Below are 24,442 nucleotides of genomic sequence, written 5' to 3'. Positions count from 1 at the left end.
CGCTCACTTCACGAGCGCGGGTGCGCCCAGGTGGTCGGTCGAGAGACGGCGGCGGAAGACCCAGTAGGTCCAGGCGGTGTAGCCGAGGACGATCGGCACGAAGCAGAGTGCGGCGACGGTCATGATCTGCAGCGTCATCGTCGAGCTCGCCGCGTTGTCGATGGTGAGCGAGGCCCCGTCGGCCAGCGTCGTCGGCATGACCGCCGGGTGCAGCGCGACGAAGTAGGCCGCGGCAGCGGCGGCCCATGTGAGGGCCGTGCCACCGAAGGCCATGCCCTCGCGGCCGGCCCGGTTGGCGGCGAGCCCACCGACGAGGGCGATGGCGGCGACGAGCGCGAGGGACGTGACGAGCAGGCCGCCCTGCGTCGTCACGAGCCACCCGAGGAGCGTCGCCGCGAGAACGACGGTGACGAGGCCCGACCGGGTGGCGACCATCCGCGCGTCGGCGCGCAGCGGACCGTCGGTCTTGAGGCTGAGGAAGATCGCGCCGTGCGTCACGGACAGGGCGACGAACACGACCCCGCCGAGGAGGCTGGGTCCGTTGAGCAGGGTCCACAGCGTCCCGACGTACTCGTGGTCGGCGTCGAGGGGGACGCCCCGCACGAGGTTGGTGAGGGCCACGCCGACGAGGAAGGGCGCGGCCACCGAGCCGCCGATGATCGCGGCGTCCCAGCGACGGCGCCAGGTGCCGTCGTCCCGCTTGTGGCGGTAGTCCAGCCCCATGTTGCGGACGATGAGCGCGACGAGCAGGAGCAGGAGCGGCAGGTAGAACGCCGAGAACATCGACGCGTACCACTCCGGGAACGCCGCGAACATCGCGCCGCCCGCGGTGATGAGCCAGACCTCGTTGCCGTCCCAGTGCGGGCCGATCGAGGTGAGCATGACGCGCCGGCGCTGGTCGGCCTCGTCGACGGCCGCGCCGACGCGGGCGCCGCCGCCACCGAGCACTGGCAGGAGCGCGCCCACGCCGAAGTCGAAGCCCTCGAGGACGAGGTAGCCGGTCCAGAGCACTCCGACGAGGAGGAACCAGATGAGGGGGTAGTCCATGACGAGATCGCCTCTCTCGCAGCGGCTGCGGGGCCGCGGTCAGTAGGAGAACTGGAGAGGTGCGTCCTGGTCGCGCACCTGCTCCGGTTCGTGGAAGGGCTCCGCGCCGTGGGCGACGTAGCGCAGGAAGAGACGGACCTCCACGACGGCGAGGACGGCATACAGGGCCGTGTAGACGAGCATCGAGATCCAGATCTCGGTCGTCGACACCGACGGTGAGACGCCGAACGACGTCGTCATGAGGCCGTTGACGAGCCAGGGCTGGCGACCGGTCTCGGTGAAGATCCAGCCGAAGCTGTTGGCGAAGATCGGCAGCAGCGGCGCGGCGACGCCGGCCCATACCCACCAGCGCGAGAGCGGGGGCCGGCCCGTGCCGCGCGTCAGCCAGAGGAGCAGGACGGAGAGGCCCATCGACACGAAGCCCAGCCCCATCATGAGCCGGAAGGTCCAGTAGGCCAGCGGCACGTTCGGGGTGTAGTCGGCGTCGGTCGTGATCGCGGCGACGTCGGGGCCGTAGGTCCGCTCGATCGAGGCGACGAGCTCGGCGTTGCGAGCCTTGATCTCGTTGATGCCCTCGACCGTGCCGTTGGGGTTGCCCGTCGCCATGAACGCGAGCACCTTGGGCACCTTGATCGCAAAGTGCTCCTGCGTCCCGTCGAGCGAGCCGATGGTGAGGATCGAGAATCCGGCGCCGGCCTCGGTCTCGTAGAGCGCCTCGGCCGCAGCCATCTTCATCGGCTGGACCTCGGTCATGATCTTGCCCTGCTCGTCACCGCTGACGATGACGCCGAGGCTCGCGACGAGGGTGAGGACGGCGCCGAGCCGGGTGGCACGGCGATACATCGGCACGTCCGCGGCGTCGCTGGCACCCGGGGTGGCCGCCCGCCGCCACAGCCAGATGCCGACGCCCATGACCGTCGCGCCGCCGACCATGTAGGCCGAGGTGATGACGTGCGGGAAGGCGACGAGCTGGACCTTGTTGGTGAGGATCGCGACGAAGTCGGTCATCTCCGCGCGCCCGTTCTCCGGGTCGTAGCGGAAGCCGACCGGGTTCTGCATGAAGGAGTTCGCCGCGAGGATGAAGTAGGCCGAGAGCAGGGTGCCGATGTGGACGACCCACATCGTCGCGGCGTGCAGCTTCTCGGGGATCCGGCCCCAGCCGAAGATCCACAGGCCGAGGAACGTCGACTCGACGAAGAAGGCGAGCAGCGCCTCGAGGGCGAGCGGTGCACCGAAGACGTCGCCGACGAAGCGCGAGTAGTCCGACCAGTTCATCCCGAACTGGAACTCCTGGACGATGCCGGTGACGAGCCCGAGCGCGAAGTTGATGGTGAAGAGCTTGCCGAGGAACTTCGTCAGCCGCAGCCACTCCTCCGTGCGGGTGCGCACCCAGGCGACGTGGGTCACGGCGACGACGAACGACAGTCCGATCGTCACGGGCACGAAGAGGAAGTGGTAGACGGTCGTGATGGCGAACTGCCACCTCGCCAGGTCGACGGGCTCCATCGGTCTCCTCGGTCGTCGCGTCCGTGTCCTACTACGACCGATAGTAATACGACAGGTCGTAGTAGGACAAAAGCGCCCAGTATGCCGTCCGCCCATCTGCCCGCAGTGCGTCCCGGGACTCACGAGTCGGGGGTGGCGTGACGAGTCGGGCTGACCGCGACCCCCGACTCGTCACACGTACCCCGACTGGTGCTGTCCCCGGGCCGTCGGAGACGGGTTACTGCGCCTGGGAGGGCTCGCGCGCGAGCAGCGCCTGGACGAACACCGTGAGCAGGTCGTCGGAGGTGTTGGCGGTGTAGGTCGCGCCACCCGACGCCGAGGCGATCGCCTGCAGCGCCTTGGGGTCGGCCTCGCCCATGCCGATCGTGATGATCCGCACCGGTCGGGTCGGGTCGTGCGCCTTCGTGATCCGGGCGAGCAGCGGCCCGAGCTCGAGCCCGCCGCCGGGGTCGTCGTTCTTGCCGTCGGTGATGATGACGACCGAGTTGAAGTACTCGGGGTCGTAGGTCCGCGTCATCTCGGCGAAGGCTGCGGCAGTCGTGTCGTAGAGACCGGTGTCGCCGCTGATGTAGCTCGGGAACTTCGCGAGGGCGGCGACGATGGCGTCCCGGTGGGTGCCCGCACCCTCGGGGTCGTCGAGGCGGGCGATGGGCGCGATCGGCGCCCAGTCCTTGCCCTTGCCACCCTTGTCCGTCGAGAAGATCCACCCACCGACCTGGCTGCCGCCGGGCAGCTGCTTGACCGCGGTGGTGAGCGACTCCTCGGCGACCTTGGCCCGGGTCTTTCCGCCGGTGTCCTTGGCGACCGTCGTCATCGAGCCGGAGACGTCGATGATCGCGAGCATCCGGGCGTCAGCCTTGAGGACGTCCCACTGGCGCAGCGCCGCGAGCCGCGCGTCGCCCGTCATGGCCTTGAGCGTGGTGAAGCTCGCGGCCTCGACGCCCTCGATCGTGGGCCCGCCGGTGTCGTCGTCGCCGCGGAAGCCGGCCGCCGTGAGCGCCTCGACGGCCGCGGGCGAGGTGACGGCACGCAGCCCTGCGGCGGCCACCTCGGTGAGTGCCGGCGAGAGGTCCGGCGCGGCCACCCACGGGTAGTCCATCGACAGGGTGCCGGCCCTCGGGAGGAGCGGGCTGAGCAGTCCCGGACTGTCCTTGGCGTATGCCGCGAGCGCCTGTTCGCTGATCGGGAACGGCTCGCTGCGGGTCGTCGTCGACTTCGACGGGTCCTTGGCGCCAGCGAGCAGCTCCACGGTCCCGGTCGCGGCAAAGCGCGAGAGCAGGATGATCCGCTGGCCGGCGGTGACGTCCTTGGTCGTCGCGCCGGCGCCGGTGCGCGAGCCGATGAAGGCCAGCCGGCTTGCCGTGTCGAGGTGCGGGTTGGCGAGGTGGACCGAGCCGGTCTTGTTGACGAGCTCGTTCCACGACGAGAAGGCACCGGAGAGCTTGCTGGCGCTCGTCACCGGGTTGGCGAGGACGACGGGGGAGTGCGCGATCGAGCCACCGGCGACCCAGTCGGCCTTGACCGCCGAGCCGGTGCTGCCCGCAGTCGTCTGGTCCAGCCACACCGACGAGTCGGGGATCCACACGTCAGGAGCCTTGCCCTGTCGGATCCGGCTCGCGACGCTCGACGAGCGGCTGCCGATCACCTCGTAGCGGTGGCAAGCGTTGGCCCTGGTCGCGCTCGCCAGCTGGGTCTCGACGAGATCGGCGAGCTCGGTCGCCACCTCGACGCGCAGCGGCGCGGTCGGGCAGGAGGGGGACCGGCCATCGGCGTTCGCGGCGTCGGTCGCCCCGCTGCCCCTGCCGAGGGCGTAGGTGCCGCCCGCGACGACGAGGCCTCCGACGACGAGGGCGGCGATGATCCCGCGCTGGTTGGGCGCAGCAGGCTGCGCGTGGTGACGACCCATGGTGGAGGCTGCTTCAGCAGGAGGAGCGGGCTGCGGTGGTGCTCAGTCGTCGTCGCCGTCGGGCAGGACGACGCTGAGGAGCCACGACACGATGGTGATGATGACGGCGCCGAAGACGGCGTCCCAGAAGAACTCGTCGATCGTGAACGCGAGGCCCAGCGGCTCGGCGATCCACTCGGTGATCTGCAGCATGAACGCGTTGACGATGAACGTGAACAGGCCCAGCGTCAGCACGACGAAGGGGAACGACAGCACCTTGGCGATCGGTCGGATGACCGCGTTGACCAGGCCGAAGACCAGCGCGACGAGCACGATCGTCACGACCTTGCTGGTCCACGCGTCGTCGTCGCCGAAGCTGATGCCGCTGATGAGTCCGGCCGCGGCCCACAGGGCGACGGCGTTGATGAGTACCCGGATCAGGAAGTTCTGCACGCCGTCACTCTCCCATGATCGCCGCGGCCGGGGAACGACCCGGGCGACGAAGTGGTCGGTCTCTCGCCCTCGCGCGAGGGCAATACAGTGGCGGGCATGACCGACGGCACGCCCTCGACCCCCTCCACCCCCGTGCGGCTTCGAGGCTCCCTCGACGCCGTCCCGGCCTACGTCGCAGGCAAGCCGGCCGCACCGCAGGCGGGTGTCACGGCATACAAGATGTCGTCCAACGAGAACCCGTACCCGCCGCTGCCCTCGGTCCTCGACGTCGTGCGCGAGCAGGCGGCGCAGATGAACCGCTACCCGGACATGGGCGTCTCGGCGCTCACGGCGGCCCTCGCCGACCGGCTCGACGTCCCCGCCGCGCGGATCTCGACCGGCCCGGGCAGTGTCGGCGTCCTCGGCCAGATCATCACCGCGCTGTGCGACGCCGGTGACGAGGTCGTCTTCGCGTGGCGCAGCTTCGAGGCGTACCCGATCCTCGTCGCGCTCGCCGGTGCGACCGCCGTCCAGGTGCCGCTCACGAGCGAGGCTCGCCACGACCTCGACGCCATGGCCGACGCGATCACCGAGCGCACCAAGGTCGTCCTCGTCTGCACGCCCAACAACCCGACCGGGCCGAGCGTGCGTTCCGCCGAGCTCGAGGCGTTCCTCGACCGCGTCCCCGAGGACGTGCTCGTCGTGCTCGACGAGGCCTACCTCGAGTTCGTCACGAGCGGCGAGGCCCCCGACGCGCTCGCCGTCCACCGCGCCCGCCCCAACGTCGCCGTGCTGCGGACCTTCTCCAAGGCCTACGGGCTCGCGGGCCTGCGGGTCGGGTATGCCGTGGCGCACGAGCCGGTGGCCGAGGCGCTGCGCAAGGCCGCCATCCCCTTCGGCGTGAACTCGCTCGCGCAGGCCGCCGCCATCGCCTCGCTCGAGGCCTACGACGAGCTCGACGTCCGAGTCAAGGAGCTCGTCGCCGAGCGGGCCCGGGTCGTCGCCGCGCTCGAGCAGCAGGGCTGGGAGGTCCCTGACACCGACGCCAACTTCGTGTGGTTCGGCGTGGGCGAGCGCACGCCCGAGCTCGCGGCCGCCTGCCTGGCGGCCGGCCTCACCGTGCGTCCCTACGGCACCGACGGCGTACGCGTCACCATCGCCGAGCCCGAGGCCAACGACCGGCTGCTCGAGGTCATGGCGGCGTTCCCTCGCGCCTGAGCCGCCTCCGGGACGAGCGGTGTATGCCGTCCCGCCGGCATCGTGGGACGCCCGCCTGCCGTGAGCAGGACGCCCACCACGACGACGGCACACCCGAGCCACTCCACCCCTGAGGGGCGCTCGCCGAGGACGAGCCAGGCCGCGGTGAGCCCGGTGACGGGCACGAGCATCGAGAACGGCGCGACCGTCCCGGCGGGATGCCGGGCCATGAGCCAGGACCAGATCCCGGTGCCGACGACGGTGGCGATCAGGCTCGTGTAGAGCAGGCCGGCGATCGCGGTGCCGCCCACCGACGTCCCGAGGCTCGTGAGGGAGTCGCCGATCCGGGCCGGGCCCTCGACGACGAGGCTGAGCGCCAGCATCGGGAGCGGGGGCACGACGCTCATCCACATCGTCAGCCGGACCGGCTGCGTGGTCCGGGCGCGACGGACGGCGAGGTTGCCGAACGCCCACCCGAGACCGCCGAGGACCGTGAGCACGAAGGGCCACACGGCCGAGACGTCGCCGCGCTGCGAGCCGACGATCCCGAGGCCGAGCATCGCGACGAGCACGCCGATGCCGCGCCGGGCGGACAGGTGCTCCCCGAGCAGGGCGCCGAGGACGACGGTGAAGGGCGCGGAGCTCTGGAGGACGAGCGAGGCGAGACCGGCCGGCATACCGGCGGCCATGCCCCAGTAGAGGAAGGTGAACTGGAGCATCCCGAACCCCAGGCCGTAGAGGAGCACCCAGCGCCAGGGCACGTCCGGCCGCGGAACGAAGAGGATCGCGGCGACCGCGAGCGGGGCCCAGCGCAGGGCGACGGTGAAGAACGGCGGGAACTGCTCGAGCGAGGCGTGGATCGCGATGAAGTTCAGGCCCCAGAGGACGGCGACGAGGACGGCGAGAAGGCGGTGACGGACGGGCACCGCTCCATCGTCGACGTGAACACTGCTTCGGTCTACTGAATGTTCTTGAAATGACTGATTAGGGTGACTGCATGGATGTCCGTCATCTCGTCCTCCTTCGCGAGCTCGCAGAGCGCGGCAGCGTGACGGCGGTCGCCGTCGCGACCCACCGCACCGGGTCGGCGGTGTCGCAGCAGCTGCGCACGGCGGAGCGTGACCTCGGCGTCGCCCTCGTCGAGCCGGTGGGCCGCGGGATCCGGCTCACCGACGCCGGTCGCCTGCTCGCCGAGGCCTCGGTGGACGTCGAGACCGCCCTCGCCCGGGTCGAGGCGCGGCTCGACGAGTTCCGTGGGCGTCCGACCGGCCGGGTCCGGGTCGCCGCGCTCACGAGCGCCGCCGAGTTCCTCGTCCCGGGTGCGCTCGCCGTCCTGGCCGCCGACGGGATCGCGGTCGAGCTCACCGACACCGACGTCTCCGAGGCCCACTACGCCGACCTCGCCGCCGACCACGACGTCGTCATCGGGCACAGCCTGCTCGGGGCGGTCCCGGCGGGGGCCGAGCGCCTGGCCAGCACCGTGCTCGTGCGCGAGCCGATCGACGTCGCCGTGCCGAGCGGGCACGCGCTGGCAGCCAAGGACGAGCTGTCACCACGCGACGTCGTCGACGAGACATGGGTGGGTGTCCCGGCCGGATACCCCTTCGAGACGGTCCTCGACTCGGTCGCCCGCGTCACCGGACGGCCGGTCACCGTCACCCAGCGGATCCGCGACAACCGCATCGCCGAGGCGCTCGTCGCGGCCGAAGTGGGCCTCGCCCTGCTGCCCCGCTTCACGACGCGACCGCGGGACGGGGTGGTGCTCCGCCCGTTGCGGGGGGTCAACGCGCGGCGCTGGGTCGTGGCGATGTCGCGCCCCGACCGGGCGCAGCGGGCCGTCGTCCGCCGCGCCGTGGACGCCCTCAGGGACGTCGCCCGCAGGGACGTCGCCCGCAGGGACGTCGCCCGCAACGCAGCCGGGTGATGGTCTGACGGTCTGGCGCGAGTGGCCCGCCAGCCCTCCGGTGAGGTCGGTCGGGACCACCCGTAGGGGTGGAATCGAGATTGATCCCCGCGTATCACACAATTTTCTCTGCGAGACCTCTAGCGGGTCGCGCGTCGAGCGGTCACACTGACGGTTCCGCCCGTTCCCTGCGGGTGCGAGTCGTGGGACCCCCTGTGCCCACGAGGACCCGAGAGGACACCGACGTGACCCGACGCACCCTGCGCCGAAGCTTCACGACGGTCGCCGGAATCGCAGCCGCGGCCCTTGCCGCGACGGCTGTGGCGCCCCCGTCCGGGGCGGCTCCGCGTGACCGTGAGATCACCGTCGCGAAAGCGCCCACCGCGCAGTCGCAGAACAGCAAGCCCAAGGCCGCCAAGCCGGCCGACAAGCTGGGGCGTCACGACCGTGACCTCCTCGAGAAGGCTGTCGACACCAAGGCATCGCGTGTCGTCGTCATGATCTCGACCGCGAAGGGCCAGACCGCGGGTGCGGTCGAGGCCATCAAGGCGAGCGGCGGTGTCGTCGCCACGGTCAACGACAAGCTCGGCTACATCAGCGCCAGCGTCCCGACCGGCAAGGTCGACTCCGTCGCCAAGGACGCCGCCATCGTCGCGGTCGACCTCAACGAGCGGATCGCGCTCCCCCGTCCCGAGGCCGAGGCGGCCTCCGGCGCCGAGGCGGCTGCCGCGCCCGCGCCGGGTGCCGGCACGCCGGACGACAACCCCTACATGCCCACCCGCGACATCGGTTCGATCGCCTTCAAGAAGGCCAACCCGACGTTCGACGGCCGCGGCACCACCATCGGTGTCATCGACTCCGGTGTCGACCTCGACCACCCGGCGCTGCAGAAGACGTCGACGGGCGAGCGCAAGATCGTCGACTGGGTCACCGGCACCGACCCGCTGCTCGAGAGCGACGGCTCGTGGCGCGCGATGCTCACGACCGTCACCGGACCGAAGTTCACCCTCAACGGTGTCGGGACCTACACGGCGCCCGCGGGCACCTACAAGTTCCAGCGCGTCGCCGAGAACATCTCGCTGGGCGACGAGGCGCAGGGCGACTTCAACCGCGACGGTGACACCACCGACCGCTGGGGCATCCTCTACGACGAGGCGACCAACGACATCTGGGTCGACGCCAACCAGGACTTCGTCTTCTCGGCCGACGAGAAGATGCGCCCCTACAAGGAGAAGTTCGACGTCGGCCACTTCGGTGTCGACAACCCGGCGACGCCGATCGCCGAGTCGATGCCGTTCGTCGTCGAGTTCCGCGAGGACGTCGACCTCACCGCCGCCGGCCTGCCCGGCCAGAAGGCCGACTTCGTCAACATCGGCGTCGTCGAGGCCGCGCACGGCACGCACGTCGCCGGCATCGCCGCGGGTCACTCGCTCTTTGGTGGGGCCATGGACGGCCAGGCGCCCGGCGCCAAGATCGTCTCCAGCCGCGCCTGCTCCTGGGGTGGCGGCTGCACCGCCGTCGCGCTGACCGACGGCATGGTCGACCTCGTCGCCAACCGTGGCGTCGACGTCGTCAACATGTCCATCGGTGGCCTCCCGGCCCTCAACGACGGCAACAACGCCCGGGCCCGTCTCTACGACGCGCTCATCTCGGAGTACGGCGTCCAGATCGTCATCTCGGCCGGCAACAGCGGCCCCGGCATCAACTCGATCGGTGACCCGTCGGTCGCCACCGACGTCGTGTCCGTCGCCTCCTCGATCACCAAGGAGACGTGGAAGTCCAACTACGGCGCCGACGTGAGCTCGGACATCGCGCTGCACAACTACTCCTCGCGCGGTCCGCGTGAGGACGGTGGCTTCAAGCCCAACGTCATGGCTCCGGGCTCGGCGGTCTCGTCGATCCCGACCTGGCAGCCGGGTGGCCCGGTCCCCGAGGCCGGCTACTCCCTGCCCCCGGGCTACGCGCACTTCAACGGCACGTCGATGGCGTCCCCGCAGACCGCAGGCGCCACGGCCCTGCTCGTCTCGGCCGCCAAGGCCACCGGTGTGAAGATCACGCCGCGCCAGATCCGTGACTCGCTCTACACGACCGCGGACTACAAGGACAACATCGAGGCCATCGGCCAGGGCGCCGGTCTCGTCAACGTCCCCAAGGCGTGGACCCTGCTCAAGACCCGTCCGTCCTCGCAGGACTACACCGTCACCGCCCCGGTCTGCACGCCGCTGTCCGGCTTCCTCGCGACGCCGAACCAGGGCACGGGCCTGTACAACCGCTGTGACGCCGCCAACGGTGGCCTCACCGCAGGTGTCCCGAAGAACGTCACCCTGACCTCGACGCGCACCTCCGGCGTCAAGGGCAACGTCAAGCACAACCTGCGGCTCGTCGGCAACGACGGCACGTTCACCCTGCCGGTGAGCCAGCGTCCGCAGCCGCTCGGCGGCACCGTCGACATCCCGGTCAAGGTCCTCACCTCGAAGCCGGGTGTCCACTCGGCGATCCTCGAGATCGACGACCCGGCCACGTCGGTCGTCGACAAGCGGGTCCTGCTCACGGTCGTCCTCGGCCAGGACCTCAAGGCCCCGACGTACTCGGTGGCCAAGACGGACACGGTGGAGCGCAACCTCTTCCAGAAGTTCTTCGTCTCGGTCCCCGAGGGCGCCAAGGCCCTCCAGGTCAACCTCGGCAAGTACGCCGACGGGTCGCAGGTCCGCTGGATCGCCTACAACCCGTACGGCAACCCGGTGGAGTCCACGTCCTCGCTCGTGTGCTTCACGAACTTCAACAACGGTGGCGGGTGCAACCCGACGTCGCGTGCCTACTCGAACCCGCTCCCGGGCATCTGGGAGCTCCAGGTCGAGGCTCGTCGCACGACGCCGACGCTGAAGAACCCGTTCGAGATCACCGCCAGCGCCCAGGGCGTCACGGTCAACCCGGCCACCCAGACGGTGCCGTCGGCCAAGGTCGGCCAGGCCACCCCGGTCTCGTGGACCGTCACGAACGACCTGGCACCGGTCACCGTCGCTCCCAAGGGCGGGCCCCTCGGCTCGGCCGTGTCGGAGCGCAAGACGATCGCCAACCACGAGCTCCAGAAGTTCACGGTCACCATCCCCGCGGGTGCGACCAAGTTCGTGGCCAAGATCGGCAACACCGCCGACCCGGCTGCCGACCTCGACCTCTTCGTCCGCAACGCGGCGGGGACGATCGTGGCCCAGCAGGCCGACGGTGACAGCGAGGAGGCCGTGACGATCACCAACCCCGCCGCGGGCACCTACACGGTGGAGGTCGACGGCTACTCGGTCCCGGCCGGCTCGAGCCAGTACGACTACCTCGACGTCTTCTACTCGGCCGGTCTCGGCACCCTCTCGGTGCCCGCGACGACGACCGAGCTGGCGACGGGTGCGTCCACGCCGGTCTCCGGCAACCTCACGGTCGCGGCGGTCCCCGCCTCCGGTCGTCAGGTCTCCGGCGAGATGCAGGTCCTGTCCAGCGCCGGTGCGCTCCTCGGCACCGGTGAGGTCCTCATCGGCTCGGTCACCCCGTGACGCGAGCCTGACCCACAGCTGAGGGCCCCGCGGCGAGACTTCGCCGCGGGGCCCTTCGCTGTCCCGGCGCGTGTGCCCGGAGCGCGAGAAGGACGAGCCGGTATGCCGGTCAGTCGACGGGGCGGGCGCTGATGACCTCGAAGGCGGTGCCCTGCTGGCAGGTCGTCGCCATGCCGACGCGGACGACGCCGCGGACCTCGACGCGGCCATCGGGCACGGGGACCTGGCCGACGAGGACGAAGACGCCCTTGTCGGTCTGAAGCGTCCGACAGCCGGCCTCGACGCCGTCGGCCGCGACCCCGGTCAGCATGGTCACGCCCGAGCCCTTCGCCGGTGGGGGCACGGGCAGGTCCTCGGTGAACGTGCCCTCGGTGACCTTGGTGACCTGGAACGGCAGCCCCTGCGGGCACGCGGGGTCCATCGCGTCCATCGCGACTCCCTCCACGACGTATGCCGTCCCCTCCCGGAGCGTGCCCGTCTCGCCGATGAGGACCCAGGTCGTGGCGCCGCGGTCGCTCTTGAAGACCGTGCAGTCGCCGTCGACGCTCGTCACGCGGCCGGTCATCGTCGTCGGGCGGGCGCGTCCGCTGGGCGGCATGCTCGGGCTGGTGCCGGCGGGGCCGCTCGGGTCAGAGGAGGGTGACGGGGAGGGTGACGACGACGAGGGCATGCTCGAGGGTCCCACGTCGGAGCCGCCGTCCCCCGTTCCTCCGCACGCGGACAGGAGGGTCACCGCGCACAGGGCGCTCACGGCATACGAGATCGTCTGTCGGTGCGGTCGCGTCGGCATGGTCATGAACCTACGACGCGGCGCGGCCGCGAACGGTTCCGGTTGCGGGTCAGCGCGACAGGGCGGCGACGAGGGGCGCGACCGCAGGGTCCTCGCCGGACATCTCCGGGCTGAAGCCGAGGCGCACGACGACGAGCTTCTTGCTCGGCACGACGTAGACGCGCTGCCCGTCGTGGCCCTGCATCGAGTAGGTGTCCGGGGTGAGCGTCGGCTCGACGAGGCTGCCGTCCGCGTCGGTGTTGGACCACCACCCGGCGGCATAACCCTTCTCCTCGGTCGTCGCGACGGGGGTGACCCTGGTGGAGGCGGCCATCCAGCCCTCCGGGAGGAGCCGCTGCCCGTCCCAGACGCCGTCCTGGAGGGCGAGCTGACCGAGCGCGGCCCAGTCGCGGGGCGTCGCCCAGAGATAGGAGCTGCAGACGGGCGTCCCGACACCGTCGGTCTCGAGGACGGCCGAGCTGAGGCCGAGGGGAGCGAAGACCTGGGCCGCCGCGAGGCGTGATGTCGCCTTCGCCCCGAGGACGGAGCAGAGGAGCGTGGTGCTGCCGCTGGAGTACTGCTGGTGGGTGCCGGGCGCGTGCGCGAGCTCCTGCGACGCGACGAAGCCGGCCATGTCGCGCTCGCCGTAGAGCATCTGGGTGATCGGCGTGCCGAGGTCGTAGGTCTCGTCCCACGCGAGCCCGCCGGTCATGCGCAGCAGCTGGTCGACGGTGATCTTCGCGCGGTCGTCGGTCCACTCCGGGCGGAGGTGGTCGTCGTTGAGCTTCACCGTGCCGTCGAGGACGAGCCGCCCGGTGAGCAGGTTGGTCACCGACTTGGTCATCGACCAGCCGAGCTGCGGCGTGTCCTGGGTGAAGCCGTCGGCGTAGCGCTCGCCGACGATGGCGCCGTCGCGGACGACGACCACCGCGCGCGTGCCGAGCCGCTCGCGCTCGACGTCGCCGAGCTCGTCGCCAAAGGCCGTGGCGATGAGCCGCGCCACCTCGGGGTCCTCGGTGCTGCTCGCCTCGGCGAACGGGTTGCTCCCGGCCGCGGCGGGTGCGGGGCCCGGGGTGGCCACCTCCGGCGCACCACCGACGGTGCAGCCGGTCTCCGGCGCCCACGCGGCCTCCTGCCCGGCGAGCAGGCCCTTGATCGACGTGCTCGCCCGCTTGGCGCCGCCGTCGACGCTGGTCGACAGGTAGGGCACGAGCGGGTTCGGCGGCAGGTCGGTCTCCGGGGCCTGGCGGCCGGCGACGAACTCGAGCGCGCACGCGTTGTGGGCGGCATACCCCGTGCCGGTCCGCAGCAGCGGTCGCGCGTACCAGTAGGCGCCCACCGCGGCGACGACGACGAGGACGAGGACGACGGCAAGGACCCGGGGCCAACGGCGGCGACGCATGCCCGGACGCTACCTCTCCGGGTGGGGCCGGCCAGCACGTTTGGGAGGTCGCGGCGCCCTCGCGGTACGTTTGCCCCAGCAGGCTAGGGAGCCCGAGTTCACACCCCGAACCCACTCCCCAGACACCGCCGTCCGGGCCGCGCGCGCACGAGCGTGAGGAGCCGGCGGCCCGAGCCGGGCATCCGCCACGAGCGGATCCCCCAGGGAACAGGAGCGCCCGTGAGCGACACCGACGTCGCTGCCACCCCGCCGACCGGTGGGATCGACCACCACGTCTCGGTGGACCCGGCAGCACCAACCGAGCCCCGCTCGGCGGCCGATGGCGGCCCCGACATGGTCCAGCTCCTCACGCCCGAGGGTGAGCGCCAGCCGCACGCGGACTACGACGCGATCATCGACGCGCTGAGCCACGACGACCTGCGCGGCCTCTACCGCGACCTCGTGCTCATCCGCCGCGTCGACCAGGAGGCCACCGCCCTCCAGCGCCAGGGCGAGCTCGGCCTGTGGGCCTCGCTCCTCGGCCAGGAGGCCGCCCAGATCGGCGCCGGCCGCGCGATGCGCAAGCAGGACCACTGCTTCCCCGGCTACCGCGAGCACGGCATCGCCTGGGCCCGCGGCGTCGACCCGATGCGTCTCATCGCGATGTACCGCGGTGTCGACAAGGGCGCGTGGGACCCGGCCGAGTTCGGCTTCCACCCCTACACGATCGTCATCGGCAACCAGAGCCTGCTCGGCACCGGCTACGCCATGGGCATCCAGCGCGACGGCGCCGTCGGCACCGACGACCCCGAGCGTGACGCCGCCGTCATCGCCTGCATGGGCGACGGCGCGACCGCGCAGGGCGACAACAACGAGTCGTTCGTCTTCGCCGGCGTCTACAACAGCCCGGTCGTCTTCTTCTGCCAGAACAACCAGTGGGCGATCTCCGAGCCCAACGAGCGCCAGACCCGCGCGCCGATCTACAAGCGTGCCGACGGCTTCGGCTTCCCCGGCATCCGGGTCGACGGCAACGACGTCCTCGGCGTGTATGCCGTGACGACCGCCATGCTCGACCGCGCCCGTTCCGGTGAGGGCCCCTCCCTCGTCGAGGCCTTCACCTACCGGATGGCCGCGCACACGACCTCCGACGACCCGACCAAGTACCGCGTGTCCGCGGAGGTCGAGATCTGGAAGCTGCGCGACCCGATCGCCCGCTACCGCCGCTGGCTCACCTCCGAGGGCATCGCCGACGCCGACTTCTTCGACGCGATCGACCGCGAGGCCGACGAGCTCGGCGAACACGTGCGCAGCGCGACGGTGTCGATGGCCGACCCGGACGTGTCCGACATCTTCGACCAGGTCTACGTCGAGCCGCACCGCCAGGTGCAGGACGACAAGGCGGCCTTCACGGCATACAACGACTCCTTCGCGGCCGAGGAGGCGCGGGCATGACGACGACCAAGAGCACGATCGCCAAGGCGATCAACGCGGGCCTGCGCAAGGCGATGGAGAACGACCCCAAGGTCATCCTCCAGGGCGAGGACATCGGCAAGCTCGGTGGCGTCTTCCGCATCACCGAGCACCTCCAGAAGGACTTCGGTGAGGACCGGGTCATCGACACCCCGCTCGCCGAGTCCGGGATCATGGGCACCGGCATCGGCCTGGCCCTGCGCGGCTACCGGCCCGTCGTCGAGATCCAGTTCGACGGCTTCGTCTACCCGGCGTTCGACCAGATCGTCTCGCAGCTGTCCAAGCTGCACTCGCGCTCGCGTGGTGCCGTCAAGGTGCCCGTCGTCGTGCGCATCCCCATGGGTGGCGGCATCGGCGCGGTCGAGCACCACAGCGAGTCCAACGAGGCGTACTTCGCGCACACGCTCGGTCTGCGCGTCGTCTTCTGCTCCAACCCCGAGGACGCCTACTGGATGATCCAGCAGGCCATCGAGTGCGACGACCCGGTGATCTTCTACGAGCCCAAGCGGCGCTACCACGAGAAGGGCGAGGTCGACTTCGACGCCCCTGCCGCGCCGCGCGACCTGTTCTCCGCGCACACCGTGCGCGAGGGCACCGACGTCACGCTCGCCTGCTGGGGCCCGATGGTCCGCACCTGCCTCGACGCCGCCAAGGTGGCCGAGGAGGAGGGCACGTCGATCGAGGTCCTCGACCTGCGCTCGGTGAGCCCGCTCGACATCGACGCCATCACGCGTTCGGTGGAGAAGACCGGACGGCTCGTCGTCGCCCAGGAGGCGCCGTCGTTCGTGTCGGTCGGCTCCGAGATCGCCGCGCTCGTGACCGAGCGCTGCTTCTACTCGCTGGAGTCCCCGGTCATCCGGGTCGCCGGCTGGAACACGCCCTACCCGGCGAGCAAGCTCGAGGAGCACTACCTGCCCGACCTCGACCGCGTGCTCGACGGCGTCGACCGCGCGCTGTCCCACTGACGTCCCGACCCGCCTGAGGAGAACGACACACATGGGTGCCAAGCACTTCAACCTCCCCGACCCCGGTGAGGGCCTGCTCGAGGCCGAGATCGTCGAGTGGAAGGTCGCCGTCGGCGACACCGTCAAGGTCAACGACATCGTCGTCGAGATCGAGACGGCCAAGTCGCTCGTCGAGCTGCCCATCCCCTGGGCCGGCACGGTCTCGGCGCTCTTGGTCAACGTCGGCGACGAGGTCGAGGTCGGCACGCCGATCATCACCATCGACGACGGCCAGGGCGGGGACTCCGCTCCCGCCGTCGTGCCCAACGTCCAGGCCGGCGCGCAGAGCTCGGTCGAGGTCGGACCGGGCAACGCCGCTGCGGCCGCTGACGCCGAGGTCGAGGAGGAGCCGGTCAAGACGCTCGTCGGCTACGGCCCCAAGGCCGGTGGCACGACCCGTCGGGCCCGCAAGGCCGCCGCCCCATCCGCAGCGTCTGCGGATCCGGCTGCTAGAACCGCCACTTCCGCAGACGCAGCGTCGGCGCCCGCCGCGGCTCCCGCAGCGTCTGCGGATCCGGCTGCTAGAACCGCCACTTCCGCAGACGCAGACGCAGGCGGTGCGGACGGTGCCGCGGGCGGCGGCAAGGTGCTCGCCAAGCCGCCCGTCCGCAAGCTCGCCAAGGACCTCGGCGTCGACCTCGCCTCCGTGCCCGCCTCGGGTGAGGGCGGCATCGTCACGCGCTCCGACGTCGAGTCGTATGCCGCAGGCGCACCTGCCGCCGCCGGTGCACCCGCCGTCGCGGCCGGGTCCACGACGGCGCCGGTGACCGGGATCGGTTCTGCCGCACCGGCATACGGCGCCTTCGGGACCGGTGAGCGGGAGGTGCGCGTGCCGATCAAGGGCGTGCGCAAGATGACCGCTCAGGCGATGGTCGGCAGCGCGTTCACGGCGCCGCACGTCACCGAGTGGGTCACCGTCGACGTCACGGCCACGATGGACCTCGTCGCCAAGCTCAGACAAGACCGCGAGTTCAAGGACGTCAAGGTCACGCCGCTGCTCATCCTCGCCAAGGCGATGGTGCTCGCCGCGCGCCGCAACCCCGAGATCAACGCGGCCTGGGACGAGCAGGCCCAGGAGATCGTGCTCAAGAGCTACGTCAACCTCGGGATCGCCGCGGCGACCCCGCGCGGGCTCGTCGTGCCCAACATCAAGGACGCCGACCGGCTCGACCTGCGCGGTCTCGCCGAGGCCATCGGGCAGCTCACCGCGACGGCCCGCGAGGGTCGCACGCAGCCGGCCGACATGTCCGGCGGCACGATCACGATCACCAACATCGGTGTCTTCGGCATCGATGCGGGCACGCCGATCCTCAACCCCGGTGAGGCCGCGATCCTCGCGTTCGGCACGATCAACCGCCGCCCGTGGGTCGTCACCGACGCCGACGGCAACGAGAGCATCGAGCCGCGCTCCGTGACGACGCTCGCGCTGAGCTTCGACCACCGGCTCGTCGACGGTGAGCTCGGCTCGCGCTACCTCGCCGACGTCGCCGCGATCCTCGCCGACCCGGCACGCGCGCTCGTCTGGGGCTGACCCCGACCGCTTCGCTGAACGTGACGAGGTCCCTCCGACGCGCTGTCGGGGGGACCTCGCCGTGTCGCCCGTCCATCTTCCGGCGACAGCGGGTGATTCCCCCGACAACGGGGTCGGTGCGGGTCAGCGTCGGGTCAGGTCCGCTCGCCGAGGATGGCGAGTGACGCCTCCTGACGGGTCCGCACGCCGAGGTGGGCGACGACGGCGCTGACCTCACGCTCGACTGTGCGCAGCGAGGTACCGAGCCGGCGGGCCGTGGAGGTGTCCTTGTCGCCGCGAGCGACCGCAAGCGCGACCTGCACCTGGCGGGCTGTGAGCGGTGCTACTCCCGTGACCTCCTCGGGTCGCACGGCCACCTGCCTCAGCGCGGCGACGACCTGCCGCAACAGGCCCACCAACTCGGCGTCGGTGGTGGAGCAGAAGACTCGCTGGCCCTCGTCGTCGAGGCCGCCGCTGAGGATCGCCAGGGTGTCGTCGACGAGCATCGCGTCCTGCAGGACCGGGGCTACCCAGACGTCGCCGTGGGTCGAGGGCAGGAGGGGTGAGAGCTCGAGCGCGCGCCGGGGCACGAAGAGGGTGACGGTGACGCCGCGGGCGCGCGACCGGTCGTCAAGGGGTGCGCTGCGGTCGTGTGGGTCGATCCACCACCGGCTCTGCATGTTGACGAGCGAACGTTGCGTCCGCGCCTCGACGGCCCGCAGTTGGTCGTCGAGCTGCTCGGGAGTGGTGGCGAGAACCGACCATCGGCGGCCACCACGCTCACGCAGCGCCGAGCCCCAGGCATCGGCGAACTGCGCCGTCAGATCCCGAACGGACGACCTGGACTTCCCCTGCACGCGAACACCTCCGCGTCGATCCTAGGAAGGATCGACGCGGAGGTGTGACGAACCCGCAGGTCGGGCGCTCAGCCCGTCCCCCACCGCCAGCCCGGGTCCACGGTGCGCTCGATGACCGTCGACCTGACGTAGTCGGTGTCGCCGTTTCCGTCGGTGACCCTGAGGAGGGGCTTGCCCACACGCTGGATGTAGTCGACCTCGGCAAAGGTTCCGCTCGCCGTCGTCGGACGGATGTAGACGATGTCGCCGACCACGAGGCTCGACGGGCCCGAGTTGACTGTGCTGCCCGGGTCCTCGTAGATCACGGTCTTCACCGTGACCCGGTAGGGCTCCCATGCCATGGAGTCCTGTGCCGAGGCCCCCGGTTGCGTGAGCGTGGCCAAGCCCACGACGACGGCCACCGCGCCGACGAGGACACGGGCGAGCCTGCTCTTCATGCATCCCCCTTGAGGTGTCTTTTGCGTCGCCTGTCGTCGCAGCCTAGGAGCCGTCGAGGCAGCGCAGCAACGGTGTGGCGGGCACCCGCCGCCTCTCTGGCGCTTCGGGCTACTTCGTGCCGTAGAAGAAAAGCAGCTTGGTGCGCATGTAGTCCTTGTCGCCGACGAAGGCGGCGGTGGCGTGCCAGTCTCCCCACATGTAGACGCGGTTGATCTCCGTCCAGCCGTCGCTGCTGCGGCACGGGCCGGCGACCCGGACGTTCTGCGAGATCCACCGGAACTGCCCGACGTAGTTCGGGTTGCCCTGGGTGTCCTCGTAGAGCTGGGTGTCGGCCTTGGCGATGTAGACGCAGGAGCCCGTGGGGAGGCCCGCCCCAGTGGTCGCTGCGTTCGCCGTAGGTGCGGCCATCCCCGAGGCGGCGACCCCTAGGGCGAGGGCGGTCGCGGCGAGCATGCGCTTCATGTCGTTCTCCTTGGTCGTCGTGGCAGCGCGGCCGTACCTGCCGCGCGAGAGCACCCTGACCCGTCCACGACGTCGAGGACGAGGGGTGTGGCGGCCACCCGCCATCGCGATCGTCCGGGTCGGCTGTCACGCTTGACGGGTGCTCTCGACCTACCGCCCGCTGTTCGCGATCCCCGGGGCGTGGCGGTTCCTCGCAGCCGGAGCACTGTCGCGGGTCGGCGGAGCGATGTTCGGCGTCGCGATCATCGTCATGATCGCCACCCGTCGCGACTCCTACGGCCTCGCCGGCGCGGTCTCGGCAGGGGGCATCGTCGTCCTCGCCGTGGCCGGCCCGGTCATCGGCCGACTCGTCGACAAGCACGGTCAGCGCCGCGCGTCGATGCCGTTCATCCTCATGACGTTCGTCGCGGGACTCGTCACCGTGGCACTGTCCGCGGTCGGCGCACCCGCGTGGACCCTCTTCGTCGGGTATGCCGTGTCCGCCTTCCTCCCCGAGATGGGGCCGATGTCCCGGGCCCGCTGGGCGCACCTGCTGCGCGACGAGCCCGATGCCCTGCACGCCGCGATGTCGCTGGAGCAGGTCGTCGAGGAGGCGACCTTCGTCCTCGGCCCGGTGCTCGGCGTGCTCGCGGCGACGACGCTCTTCCCCGAGGCCGGGCTGCTGCTCGCCTACGTCGTGTTCACGGCGGGGTCGGTGCTCTTCCTCGCCGAACGGCGGTCGGAGCCGCCCGTCGTGCCCCACGACGAGCGGCCTCACGGCCTCGCGATCGGTCGTCCCGGCGTTGCCGCGGTGGCGGCAGCCCTCTTCATGGTCGGTGCCGTCTTCGGCGGCAACGAGGTCGTCGCCGTGGCCGTCGCCGACGAGGCCGGTCGCACCGGGATGAGCTCGGTCATCCTCGGGGCCTTCGCGCTCGGGTCGGCGCTGTCGGCCATCGTGTTCGGCACGAGGAAGTTCACGGGCTCGATCGCGCGGCGGTTCGTGTGGTGCGCGCTGGCGATGTTCGTCCTCGAGGCGCCGGTCCTGCTCGTCGACGACCTCTGGGGCCTCACCGCCCTGATGTTCGTCGCGGGGTCCGCGACCGCACCGACCCTCATCACCGGGATGACGCTCGTGCAGCACCTCGTGCCCCGCGCGTTCCTCACCGAGGGCATGGCCGTGGTCATCACCGGCCTCCTCATCGGACTGGCCTCGGGAACCGCACTGAGCGGCATACTCGTCGACGCCTGGGGCGCGCACGAGACGTTCGCGCTCCCGATGACGGCAGCCCTGCTCTCGGCGCTCATCGCGGCCGCGTGGGGTCGGCTTCTCGGTCGGTCCGTCCGGGGGGAAGGAGCCGCATCGAGGTCCTAGAGTCGGTTCCCGCAGGGATCGACCGGGACGAGGGGAGGCCTCAGGTGGCGAACACGCAGCCGTGGCCGCGGGGCCGCTTCGCGCAGGCGCAGCGTGCGGCCGTGATGGATGCGGGGATGGCCCTCTGGGCGGTGCGGGGTCGCCTGTGCCAGGCACTGGAGGACGGCACCGCCACCGACTGCCGGATCGGCGCGGTCGGGGACGACGTCAACCCCTGGCTCCTCGAGGAGTCGCAGCGGTGGAGCCACCTGCTCTCGGTCCGCCCGACGGCCACGATCGAGGAGATGCGCCTCAGCCTCCCCAACAACCGGGCGATGGTGCTGCGCGGCATGGAGATGGTGAGCATTTTCGACTACGAGCGGGTCGACGCCGAGTGTCGCCAGCTCATCGCGGACGAGCCCGTCGGGCAGTACCTCTTCGGCATCGCCGAGGTCCAGGTCAAGATCATCGACCGTGAGGACGTCCTGCTCCTCGGGCCTGAGCGCGACGGCGACTACTCCGTCATGGTGGTCCGCTCACCCCAGGTCTTCGAGCTCGCGATGCGCTACTGGAACGCCGTCATGCTCTCCGCCTTCGACTGCGGTCACGAGCGCGCGAGCGAGCCCATGCTCACCGAACGGCAGGGCCGGGTCGTCGGGCTCATGCGCTCCGGCATGACCGACGAGGCCATCGCGCGGACCCTCGACGTGAGCGTGCGGACCGTGCGGGCGGACGTCGCGCACATCCTCGACGAGCTCCAGGCGCGGTCCCGCTTCTCGGCGGGTTTCCTCCTCGGCCAGGCCAAGGCGCACCCCGGCACCTGACGCGACGCGAGCGGGTCGCGGACACGTCCCGGGTGGCGTGCGGGCGGGCTGGGACGGGCCGCTGTCCGCCGCCGCGGAACCCCGACGGCGTTCCTGTCGCGCCGAGTGCAGGTTCCTGCAACTGCACTTCCGGGCGGCTCGGGACGGGGGCAGCATGAGCCGGCGGTGCCGCTCGGCGCCGGTTGTCGGTGGAAGGAACGCAGCGGTGCGACCTCGGCTCAAGGACGTCGTCTGGGAACGGATGGGTGACGAGCTCACCCTCGTGTTCGACCAGCGTTCCCCGCTCGTCGTCTCCGACGTCGACGGCCGGATGGAGACCCTCCTCGGCCTCCTGCGCCGCGGGGACCACACCGTCCCGGAGCTGGCGGCGCAGCTCAGCACTGCCGGCCCCGAGGTGTCGGCGGAGGACGTGCACGGCATCGTCGCCGCCCTCGACGGACACCGCCTCGTCGAGGACGCCGACCGGCTCGGTCGCTACACCGGCGGCGTGCACGACCGCCACTACTCCAACCTCGCCTTCTTCGAGACGTTCGCGACGCTCGAGCGCTCCCGCGAGGACCTCCTCGACAGCGCCCGCGGTGCCCACGTGCTCGTCCTCGGCACGGGCGGTCTCAACTCGAACACCGTCCCGCACCTCGCCGGGCTGGGCGTCGGCCGGCTCACCCTCGCCGACCGCGATGTCGTCGAGTCGAAGAACTTCGCCCGCCAGTACCTCTACACCTGGCGCGACCTCGGGCACTCCAAGGTCAAGGCGGCCGGTGCCTGGGTCCAGCGCTTCGACCCCGACATCGACGTCTCGACGCGCGAGCTCGACGTCCGGGGGAGCGAGGACGTGGCGCGTCTGCTCGACGAGACGCGGCCCGACCTCGTGATGTCCGGCATCGACTCCCCGCGCGGGGTGGACCTGTGGGTCAACGAGGCCTGTGTCTCGCGCGGCGTCCCGTTCGTCCGGGGCGGGATGGGCGTCTCGACGGCTGGGGTCTGGTCGGTCGTGCCCAGCGTGAGCGCCTGTCGGATGTGCCTCGAGCTCGCGGACCCCACGAACGGGGAGCTCGACCTGTCGCCCGGGACCGACGACGCGCACACGGACGCGGCCCGACGCCTCTACGAGTCCAAGCCCCGCGTCAACCGCGGCATCGGTGCGCTCGCGGGACTGCTCGGCTCGTATGCCGCGTTCGAGTGCCTGCGCCTCCTCACCGGTTTCGAGACGCCCCAGTACGCAGGGTCCCTGCTCACCATCAACCTCACGGACGGGTGTTCCACGACGCTGCAGGAGTGGGAACGACGCCCGGACTGCCCGGCGTGCGGGTCCGCCGCGACCGCCCCTTCAGCCCTTGCACAGGTCGTGGGCGAGCCCTCCGGTTCCTCCGCACCGTCCGTGGACTCTCCGAGCTCGTCACGACAGCCCTTGGGCGTCTGACGTCATGACCCGTCGACGCGAGAGGAGGTGCCCCATGAAGATCGAGATCCGCGAGGTCGAGAACACCCGCCTCACCTACTTCATCCCGGACTACGACAGCTGAACCAGCAGAACCCCTGCCTGCCGGTCCGGGACCGGAGCCACTCCGGTCCCGGACCGGCACGCACTGAGGAGATCCCCATGAGCAACACCCGGCCCGCCACGGAGTCCGACGAACCGGTCACGCAGTCCGAGCATCTGGTCCCGCAGTCCGGGGAACCGGTGCTCGGCACCGGCCTTGCCCGGCTCGTGGTGGCCGACGAGGGCGACGACTGCATTCTCGGTCGGCCCGACCTGGGAAGGTTCGTCACGGTTCCGCGTGCCGGCGGGGCGTTCGTCCGAGAGCTGCAGACCCACGGCGACCTCGAGCGGGCCACCCGCGCCGCGACGGAGGTGGCCGGTGAGGCGGTGGACGGACAGGACTTCGTGCAGGCCTTGGCCGCGATGGGCCTGCTCGCAGAGCCAGAAGTCGAGGAGCGCCCGCAGTGGCCCCGAATCACGCCACGGGTTGCCGGAGTCCTCTTCGGACGTCTCGCGTGGACGGTCTACGGGCTCGCCGCGGCTCTTTCCGTGATGGCCATGGTCGCCTCTTCGACCCTGCGACCGGGGTACGCGGATCTCTGGTTCGCCGACGACAAGGCGCTCTCCACGCTGCTCGTCGCCGTGGTCGGTGTGCTCCTGGCCGGCGTCCACGAGTTCTGGCACTGGCTGGCCGGCCGTGCCAAGGGGCTCTCCGGAGGCTTTCGCGTCAGCAGGCGGGGGGTCTTCCTCGTCTTCGAGACCGACCTCAGCGAGGTCGTCACCCTCCCACGTGCGCGGCGCAACGGGATCTACCTCGCCGGAATGGCCGTCGACTCCGTGATCCTGGGGCTGGCCCTCGCCGTCGAGTGGGGGGCTGACCGCGGGACCACGGGTGAGGGTTCGACCTTGGGCAGGGTGGCTGCGGCGGTGGCCTTCCTCAAGATCCTCGGGATCACGCAGCAGTGGGCCATGGTGTTCCTCCGAAGCGACGCCTACGCCCTGCTCGCCAACCTCCTGAAGTGCCACAACCTCTACCGCGCGACCTGGCTGACCACGAAGCGACGGACGCTGCGGTTGACGGCGGGTGAGCGCGAGGAGCTCGAACGGATCAGTCCCCACGACCGCGCCGTCGCGTCGTGGTTCGGGTGGGTCCACCTTGCCGGGCTCATGGCGGTTGCCGCCATGGTCGTCTTCTGGGTCGTGCCCTACCTGGTCCAGATGGCGCAGTGGCTGGGACCCGTCATCGCGCGCACCGAGACCGGCTCACCGCATTTCTGGACGGCGTTGGCGCTGCTGTGCGTCACGGCGTTCACCTGGCTGATGCCCGCCTTCATCGCCGTGCGCGAGCGGCGACTGCGGCTTGCCGGCCGCCTGCTCTGACCCGTGACGCGCAGGAGCGGCCCCG

At 71.0% G+C, this 24,442-nt stretch carries 20 protein-coding genes; 10 read left to right on the top strand and 10 right to left on the bottom strand.

All coding sequences use genetic code 11. The features are described 5' to 3' along the window. Positions 1 to 3: 3 nt before the first annotated feature. The 4 genes from cydB to ACSQ11_RS04230 form a co-directional block, all read right to left on the bottom strand. Positions 4 to 1,047, bottom strand: a complete 1,044-nt coding sequence (cydB, locus tag ACSQ11_RS04245; protein ID WP_436003377.1) for a cytochrome d ubiquinol oxidase subunit II — start codon at positions 1,045 to 1,047, stop codon at positions 4 to 6. A gap of 39 nt (positions 1,048 to 1,086) precedes the next feature. Next, positions 1,087 to 2,553, bottom strand: coding sequence for a cytochrome ubiquinol oxidase subunit I (locus tag ACSQ11_RS04240; RefSeq protein ID WP_436003375.1), 1,467 nt, complete (start codon positions 2,551 to 2,553; stop codon positions 1,087 to 1,089). A gap of 217 nt (positions 2,554 to 2,770) precedes the next feature. Then, the gene (locus ACSQ11_RS04235) at positions 2,771 to 4,459 is read right to left on the bottom strand and encodes a substrate-binding domain-containing protein (RefSeq protein WP_436003373.1); all 1,689 of its coding nucleotides are present in this window, start codon (positions 4,457 to 4,459) and stop codon (positions 2,771 to 2,773) included. Positions 4,460 to 4,501: 42 nt separating this feature from the next. Further along, on the bottom strand, positions 4,502 to 4,891 hold the full coding sequence (locus ACSQ11_RS04230) for a phage holin family protein (protein WP_436003371.1): 390 nt from the start codon (positions 4,889 to 4,891) through the stop codon (positions 4,502 to 4,504). A 96-nt stretch (positions 4,892 to 4,987) separates the two neighbouring features. Here ACSQ11_RS04230 and hisC point away from each other — a divergent pair, with 96 nt between their 5' ends. Beyond that, on the top strand, positions 4,988 to 6,088 hold the full coding sequence (hisC, locus tag ACSQ11_RS04225; RefSeq protein WP_436003369.1) for a histidinol-phosphate transaminase: 1,101 nt from the start codon (positions 4,988 to 4,990) through the stop codon (positions 6,086 to 6,088). Here hisC and ACSQ11_RS04220 read toward each other — a convergent pair. Continuing rightward, complete coding sequence (locus tag ACSQ11_RS04220; RefSeq protein WP_436003367.1) at positions 5,998 to 6,993, bottom strand: EamA family transporter; 996 nt, start codon at positions 6,991 to 6,993, stop codon at positions 5,998 to 6,000. The genes hisC and ACSQ11_RS04220 overlap by 91 nt on opposite strands. 71 nt (positions 6,994 to 7,064) lie before the next feature. On the opposite strand from ACSQ11_RS04220, the gene ACSQ11_RS04215 reads away from it, so the two are divergent. Then, positions 7,065 to 7,991 (top strand): LysR family transcriptional regulator, encoded by a 927-nt coding sequence (locus ACSQ11_RS04215; protein ID WP_436003365.1) that lies wholly within the window; start codon positions 7,065 to 7,067, stop codon positions 7,989 to 7,991. A gap of 224 nt (positions 7,992 to 8,215) precedes the next feature. After that, a complete protein-coding gene (locus tag ACSQ11_RS04210) occupies positions 8,216 to 11,512 on the top strand; it encodes a S8 family serine peptidase (RefSeq protein ID WP_436003363.1) in 3,297 nt (1,098 codons plus the stop codon). A 109-nt stretch (positions 11,513 to 11,621) separates the two neighbouring features. Here the strand turns inward: ACSQ11_RS04210 and ACSQ11_RS04205 are convergent, their stop codons facing one another. Both ACSQ11_RS04205 and ACSQ11_RS04200 read right to left on the bottom strand, forming a co-directional pair. Beyond that, entirely contained in the window at positions 11,622 to 12,302 is a 681-nt protein-coding gene (locus tag ACSQ11_RS04205; RefSeq protein WP_436003361.1) for a hypothetical protein, read from the bottom strand. A gap of 49 nt (positions 12,303 to 12,351) precedes the next feature. Then, positions 12,352 to 13,683 carry a serine hydrolase domain-containing protein gene (locus ACSQ11_RS04200; RefSeq protein ID WP_436003359.1) on the bottom strand — a complete coding sequence of 444 codons (1,332 nt, stop codon included), beginning with the start codon at positions 13,681 to 13,683 and terminating at the stop codon, positions 12,352 to 12,354. 219 nt (positions 13,684 to 13,902) lie between these two features. Between ACSQ11_RS04200 and pdhA the strand changes: the two genes are divergently transcribed. The 3 genes from pdhA to ACSQ11_RS04185 are packed head-to-tail and all read left to right on the top strand — an operon-like array spanning position 13,903 to position 17,667. After that, complete coding sequence (pdhA, locus tag ACSQ11_RS04195; RefSeq protein WP_436003357.1) at positions 13,903 to 15,114, top strand: pyruvate dehydrogenase (acetyl-transferring) E1 component subunit alpha; 1,212 nt, start codon at positions 13,903 to 13,905, stop codon at positions 15,112 to 15,114. Beyond that, positions 15,111 to 16,097 (top strand): alpha-ketoacid dehydrogenase subunit beta, encoded by a 987-nt coding sequence (locus ACSQ11_RS04190; protein WP_436003355.1) that lies wholly within the window; start codon positions 15,111 to 15,113, stop codon positions 16,095 to 16,097. The genes pdhA and ACSQ11_RS04190 overlap by 4 nt, the downstream gene beginning before the upstream one ends. A gap of 31 nt (positions 16,098 to 16,128) precedes the next feature. Continuing rightward, positions 16,129 to 17,667, top strand: coding sequence for a dihydrolipoamide acetyltransferase family protein (locus ACSQ11_RS04185; protein ID WP_436003353.1), 1,539 nt, complete (start codon positions 16,129 to 16,131; stop codon positions 17,665 to 17,667). A gap of 134 nt (positions 17,668 to 17,801) precedes the next feature. Here the strand turns inward: ACSQ11_RS04185 and ACSQ11_RS04180 are convergent, their stop codons facing one another. The 3 genes from ACSQ11_RS04180 to ACSQ11_RS04170 all read right to left on the bottom strand — a co-directional run bounded on the left by ACSQ11_RS04180 (position 17,802) and on the right by ACSQ11_RS04170 (position 19,403). Further along, complete coding sequence (locus tag ACSQ11_RS04180) at positions 17,802 to 18,503, bottom strand: hypothetical protein (RefSeq protein ID WP_436003351.1); 702 nt, start codon at positions 18,501 to 18,503, stop codon at positions 17,802 to 17,804. 68 nt (positions 18,504 to 18,571) lie between these two features. Beyond that, positions 18,572 to 18,940 carry a hypothetical protein gene (locus ACSQ11_RS04175; RefSeq protein ID WP_436003349.1) on the bottom strand — a complete coding sequence of 123 codons (369 nt, stop codon included), beginning with the start codon at positions 18,938 to 18,940 and terminating at the stop codon, positions 18,572 to 18,574. Positions 18,941 to 19,049: 109 nt separating this feature from the next. Continuing rightward, positions 19,050 to 19,403, bottom strand: coding sequence for a hypothetical protein (locus tag ACSQ11_RS04170; protein WP_436003347.1), 354 nt, complete (start codon positions 19,401 to 19,403; stop codon positions 19,050 to 19,052). Between the two features lie 139 nt (positions 19,404 to 19,542). Between ACSQ11_RS04170 and ACSQ11_RS04165 the strand changes: the two genes are divergently transcribed. From ACSQ11_RS04165 to ACSQ11_RS04150, 4 genes are all read left to right on the top strand, one after another. Continuing rightward, the gene (locus tag ACSQ11_RS04165; protein WP_436003345.1) at positions 19,543 to 20,754 is read left to right on the top strand and encodes an MFS transporter; all 1,212 of its coding nucleotides are present in this window, start codon (positions 19,543 to 19,545) and stop codon (positions 20,752 to 20,754) included. A gap of 44 nt (positions 20,755 to 20,798) precedes the next feature. After that, positions 20,799 to 21,557 carry a response regulator transcription factor gene (locus ACSQ11_RS04160; RefSeq protein ID WP_436003343.1) on the top strand — a complete coding sequence of 253 codons (759 nt, stop codon included), beginning with the start codon at positions 20,799 to 20,801 and terminating at the stop codon, positions 21,555 to 21,557. Positions 21,558 to 21,762: 205 nt separating this feature from the next. Beyond that, the gene (locus ACSQ11_RS04155; RefSeq protein ID WP_436003341.1) at positions 21,763 to 22,977 is read left to right on the top strand and encodes a HesA/MoeB/ThiF family protein; all 1,215 of its coding nucleotides are present in this window, start codon (positions 21,763 to 21,765) and stop codon (positions 22,975 to 22,977) included. A gap of 180 nt (positions 22,978 to 23,157) precedes the next feature. Then, the gene (locus tag ACSQ11_RS04150) at positions 23,158 to 24,417 is read left to right on the top strand and encodes a hypothetical protein (RefSeq protein WP_436003339.1); all 1,260 of its coding nucleotides are present in this window, start codon (positions 23,158 to 23,160) and stop codon (positions 24,415 to 24,417) included. Positions 24,418 to 24,442: the final 25 nt, after the last annotated feature.

The organism is Knoellia sp. LjRoot47 (assembly GCF_964253435.1).
Lineage (GTDB): Bacteria > Actinomycetota > Actinomycetes > Actinomycetales > Dermatophilaceae > Knoellia.
The sequence above is the reverse complement of the archived record's forward strand: the minus strand, read 5'-3'. Positions and strand labels throughout refer to the sequence as shown.

Excerpts from the sequence above, each read along its gene's own strand:
- ACSQ11_RS04175 (WP_436003349.1), bottom strand. The coding sequence starts at position 18,940 with ATGAAGAGCAGGCTCGCCCGTGTCCTCGTCGGCGCGGTGGCCGTCGTC.
- hisC (WP_436003369.1), top strand. The coding sequence starts at position 4,988 with ATGACCGACGGCACGCCCTCGACCCCCTCCACCCCCGTGCGGCTTCGA.
- ACSQ11_RS04205 (WP_436003361.1), bottom strand. The coding sequence starts at position 12,302 with ATGCCGACGCGACCGCACCGACAGACGATCTCGTATGCCGTGAGCGCC.
- ACSQ11_RS04150 (WP_436003339.1), top strand. The coding sequence starts at position 23,158 with ATGAGCAACACCCGGCCCGCCACGGAGTCCGACGAACCGGTCACGCAG.
- ACSQ11_RS04235 (WP_436003373.1), bottom strand. The coding sequence starts at position 4,459 with ATGGGTCGTCACCACGCGCAGCCTGCTGCGCCCAACCAGCGCGGGATC.
- ACSQ11_RS04200 (WP_436003359.1), bottom strand. The coding sequence starts at position 13,683 with ATGCGTCGCCGCCGTTGGCCCCGGGTCCTTGCCGTCGTCCTCGTCCTC.
- ACSQ11_RS04240 (WP_436003375.1), bottom strand. The coding sequence starts at position 2,553 with ATGGAGCCCGTCGACCTGGCGAGGTGGCAGTTCGCCATCACGACCGTC.
- cydB (WP_436003377.1), bottom strand. The coding sequence starts at position 1,047 with ATGGACTACCCCCTCATCTGGTTCCTCCTCGTCGGAGTGCTCTGGACC.
- ACSQ11_RS04170 (WP_436003347.1), bottom strand. The coding sequence starts at position 19,403 with ATGAAGCGCATGCTCGCCGCGACCGCCCTCGCCCTAGGGGTCGCCGCC.
- ACSQ11_RS04190 (WP_436003355.1), top strand. The coding sequence starts at position 15,111 with ATGACGACGACCAAGAGCACGATCGCCAAGGCGATCAACGCGGGCCTG.
- ACSQ11_RS04185 (WP_436003353.1), top strand. The coding sequence starts at position 16,129 with ATGGGTGCCAAGCACTTCAACCTCCCCGACCCCGGTGAGGGCCTGCTC.
- ACSQ11_RS04215 (WP_436003365.1), top strand. The coding sequence starts at position 7,065 with ATGGATGTCCGTCATCTCGTCCTCCTTCGCGAGCTCGCAGAGCGCGGC.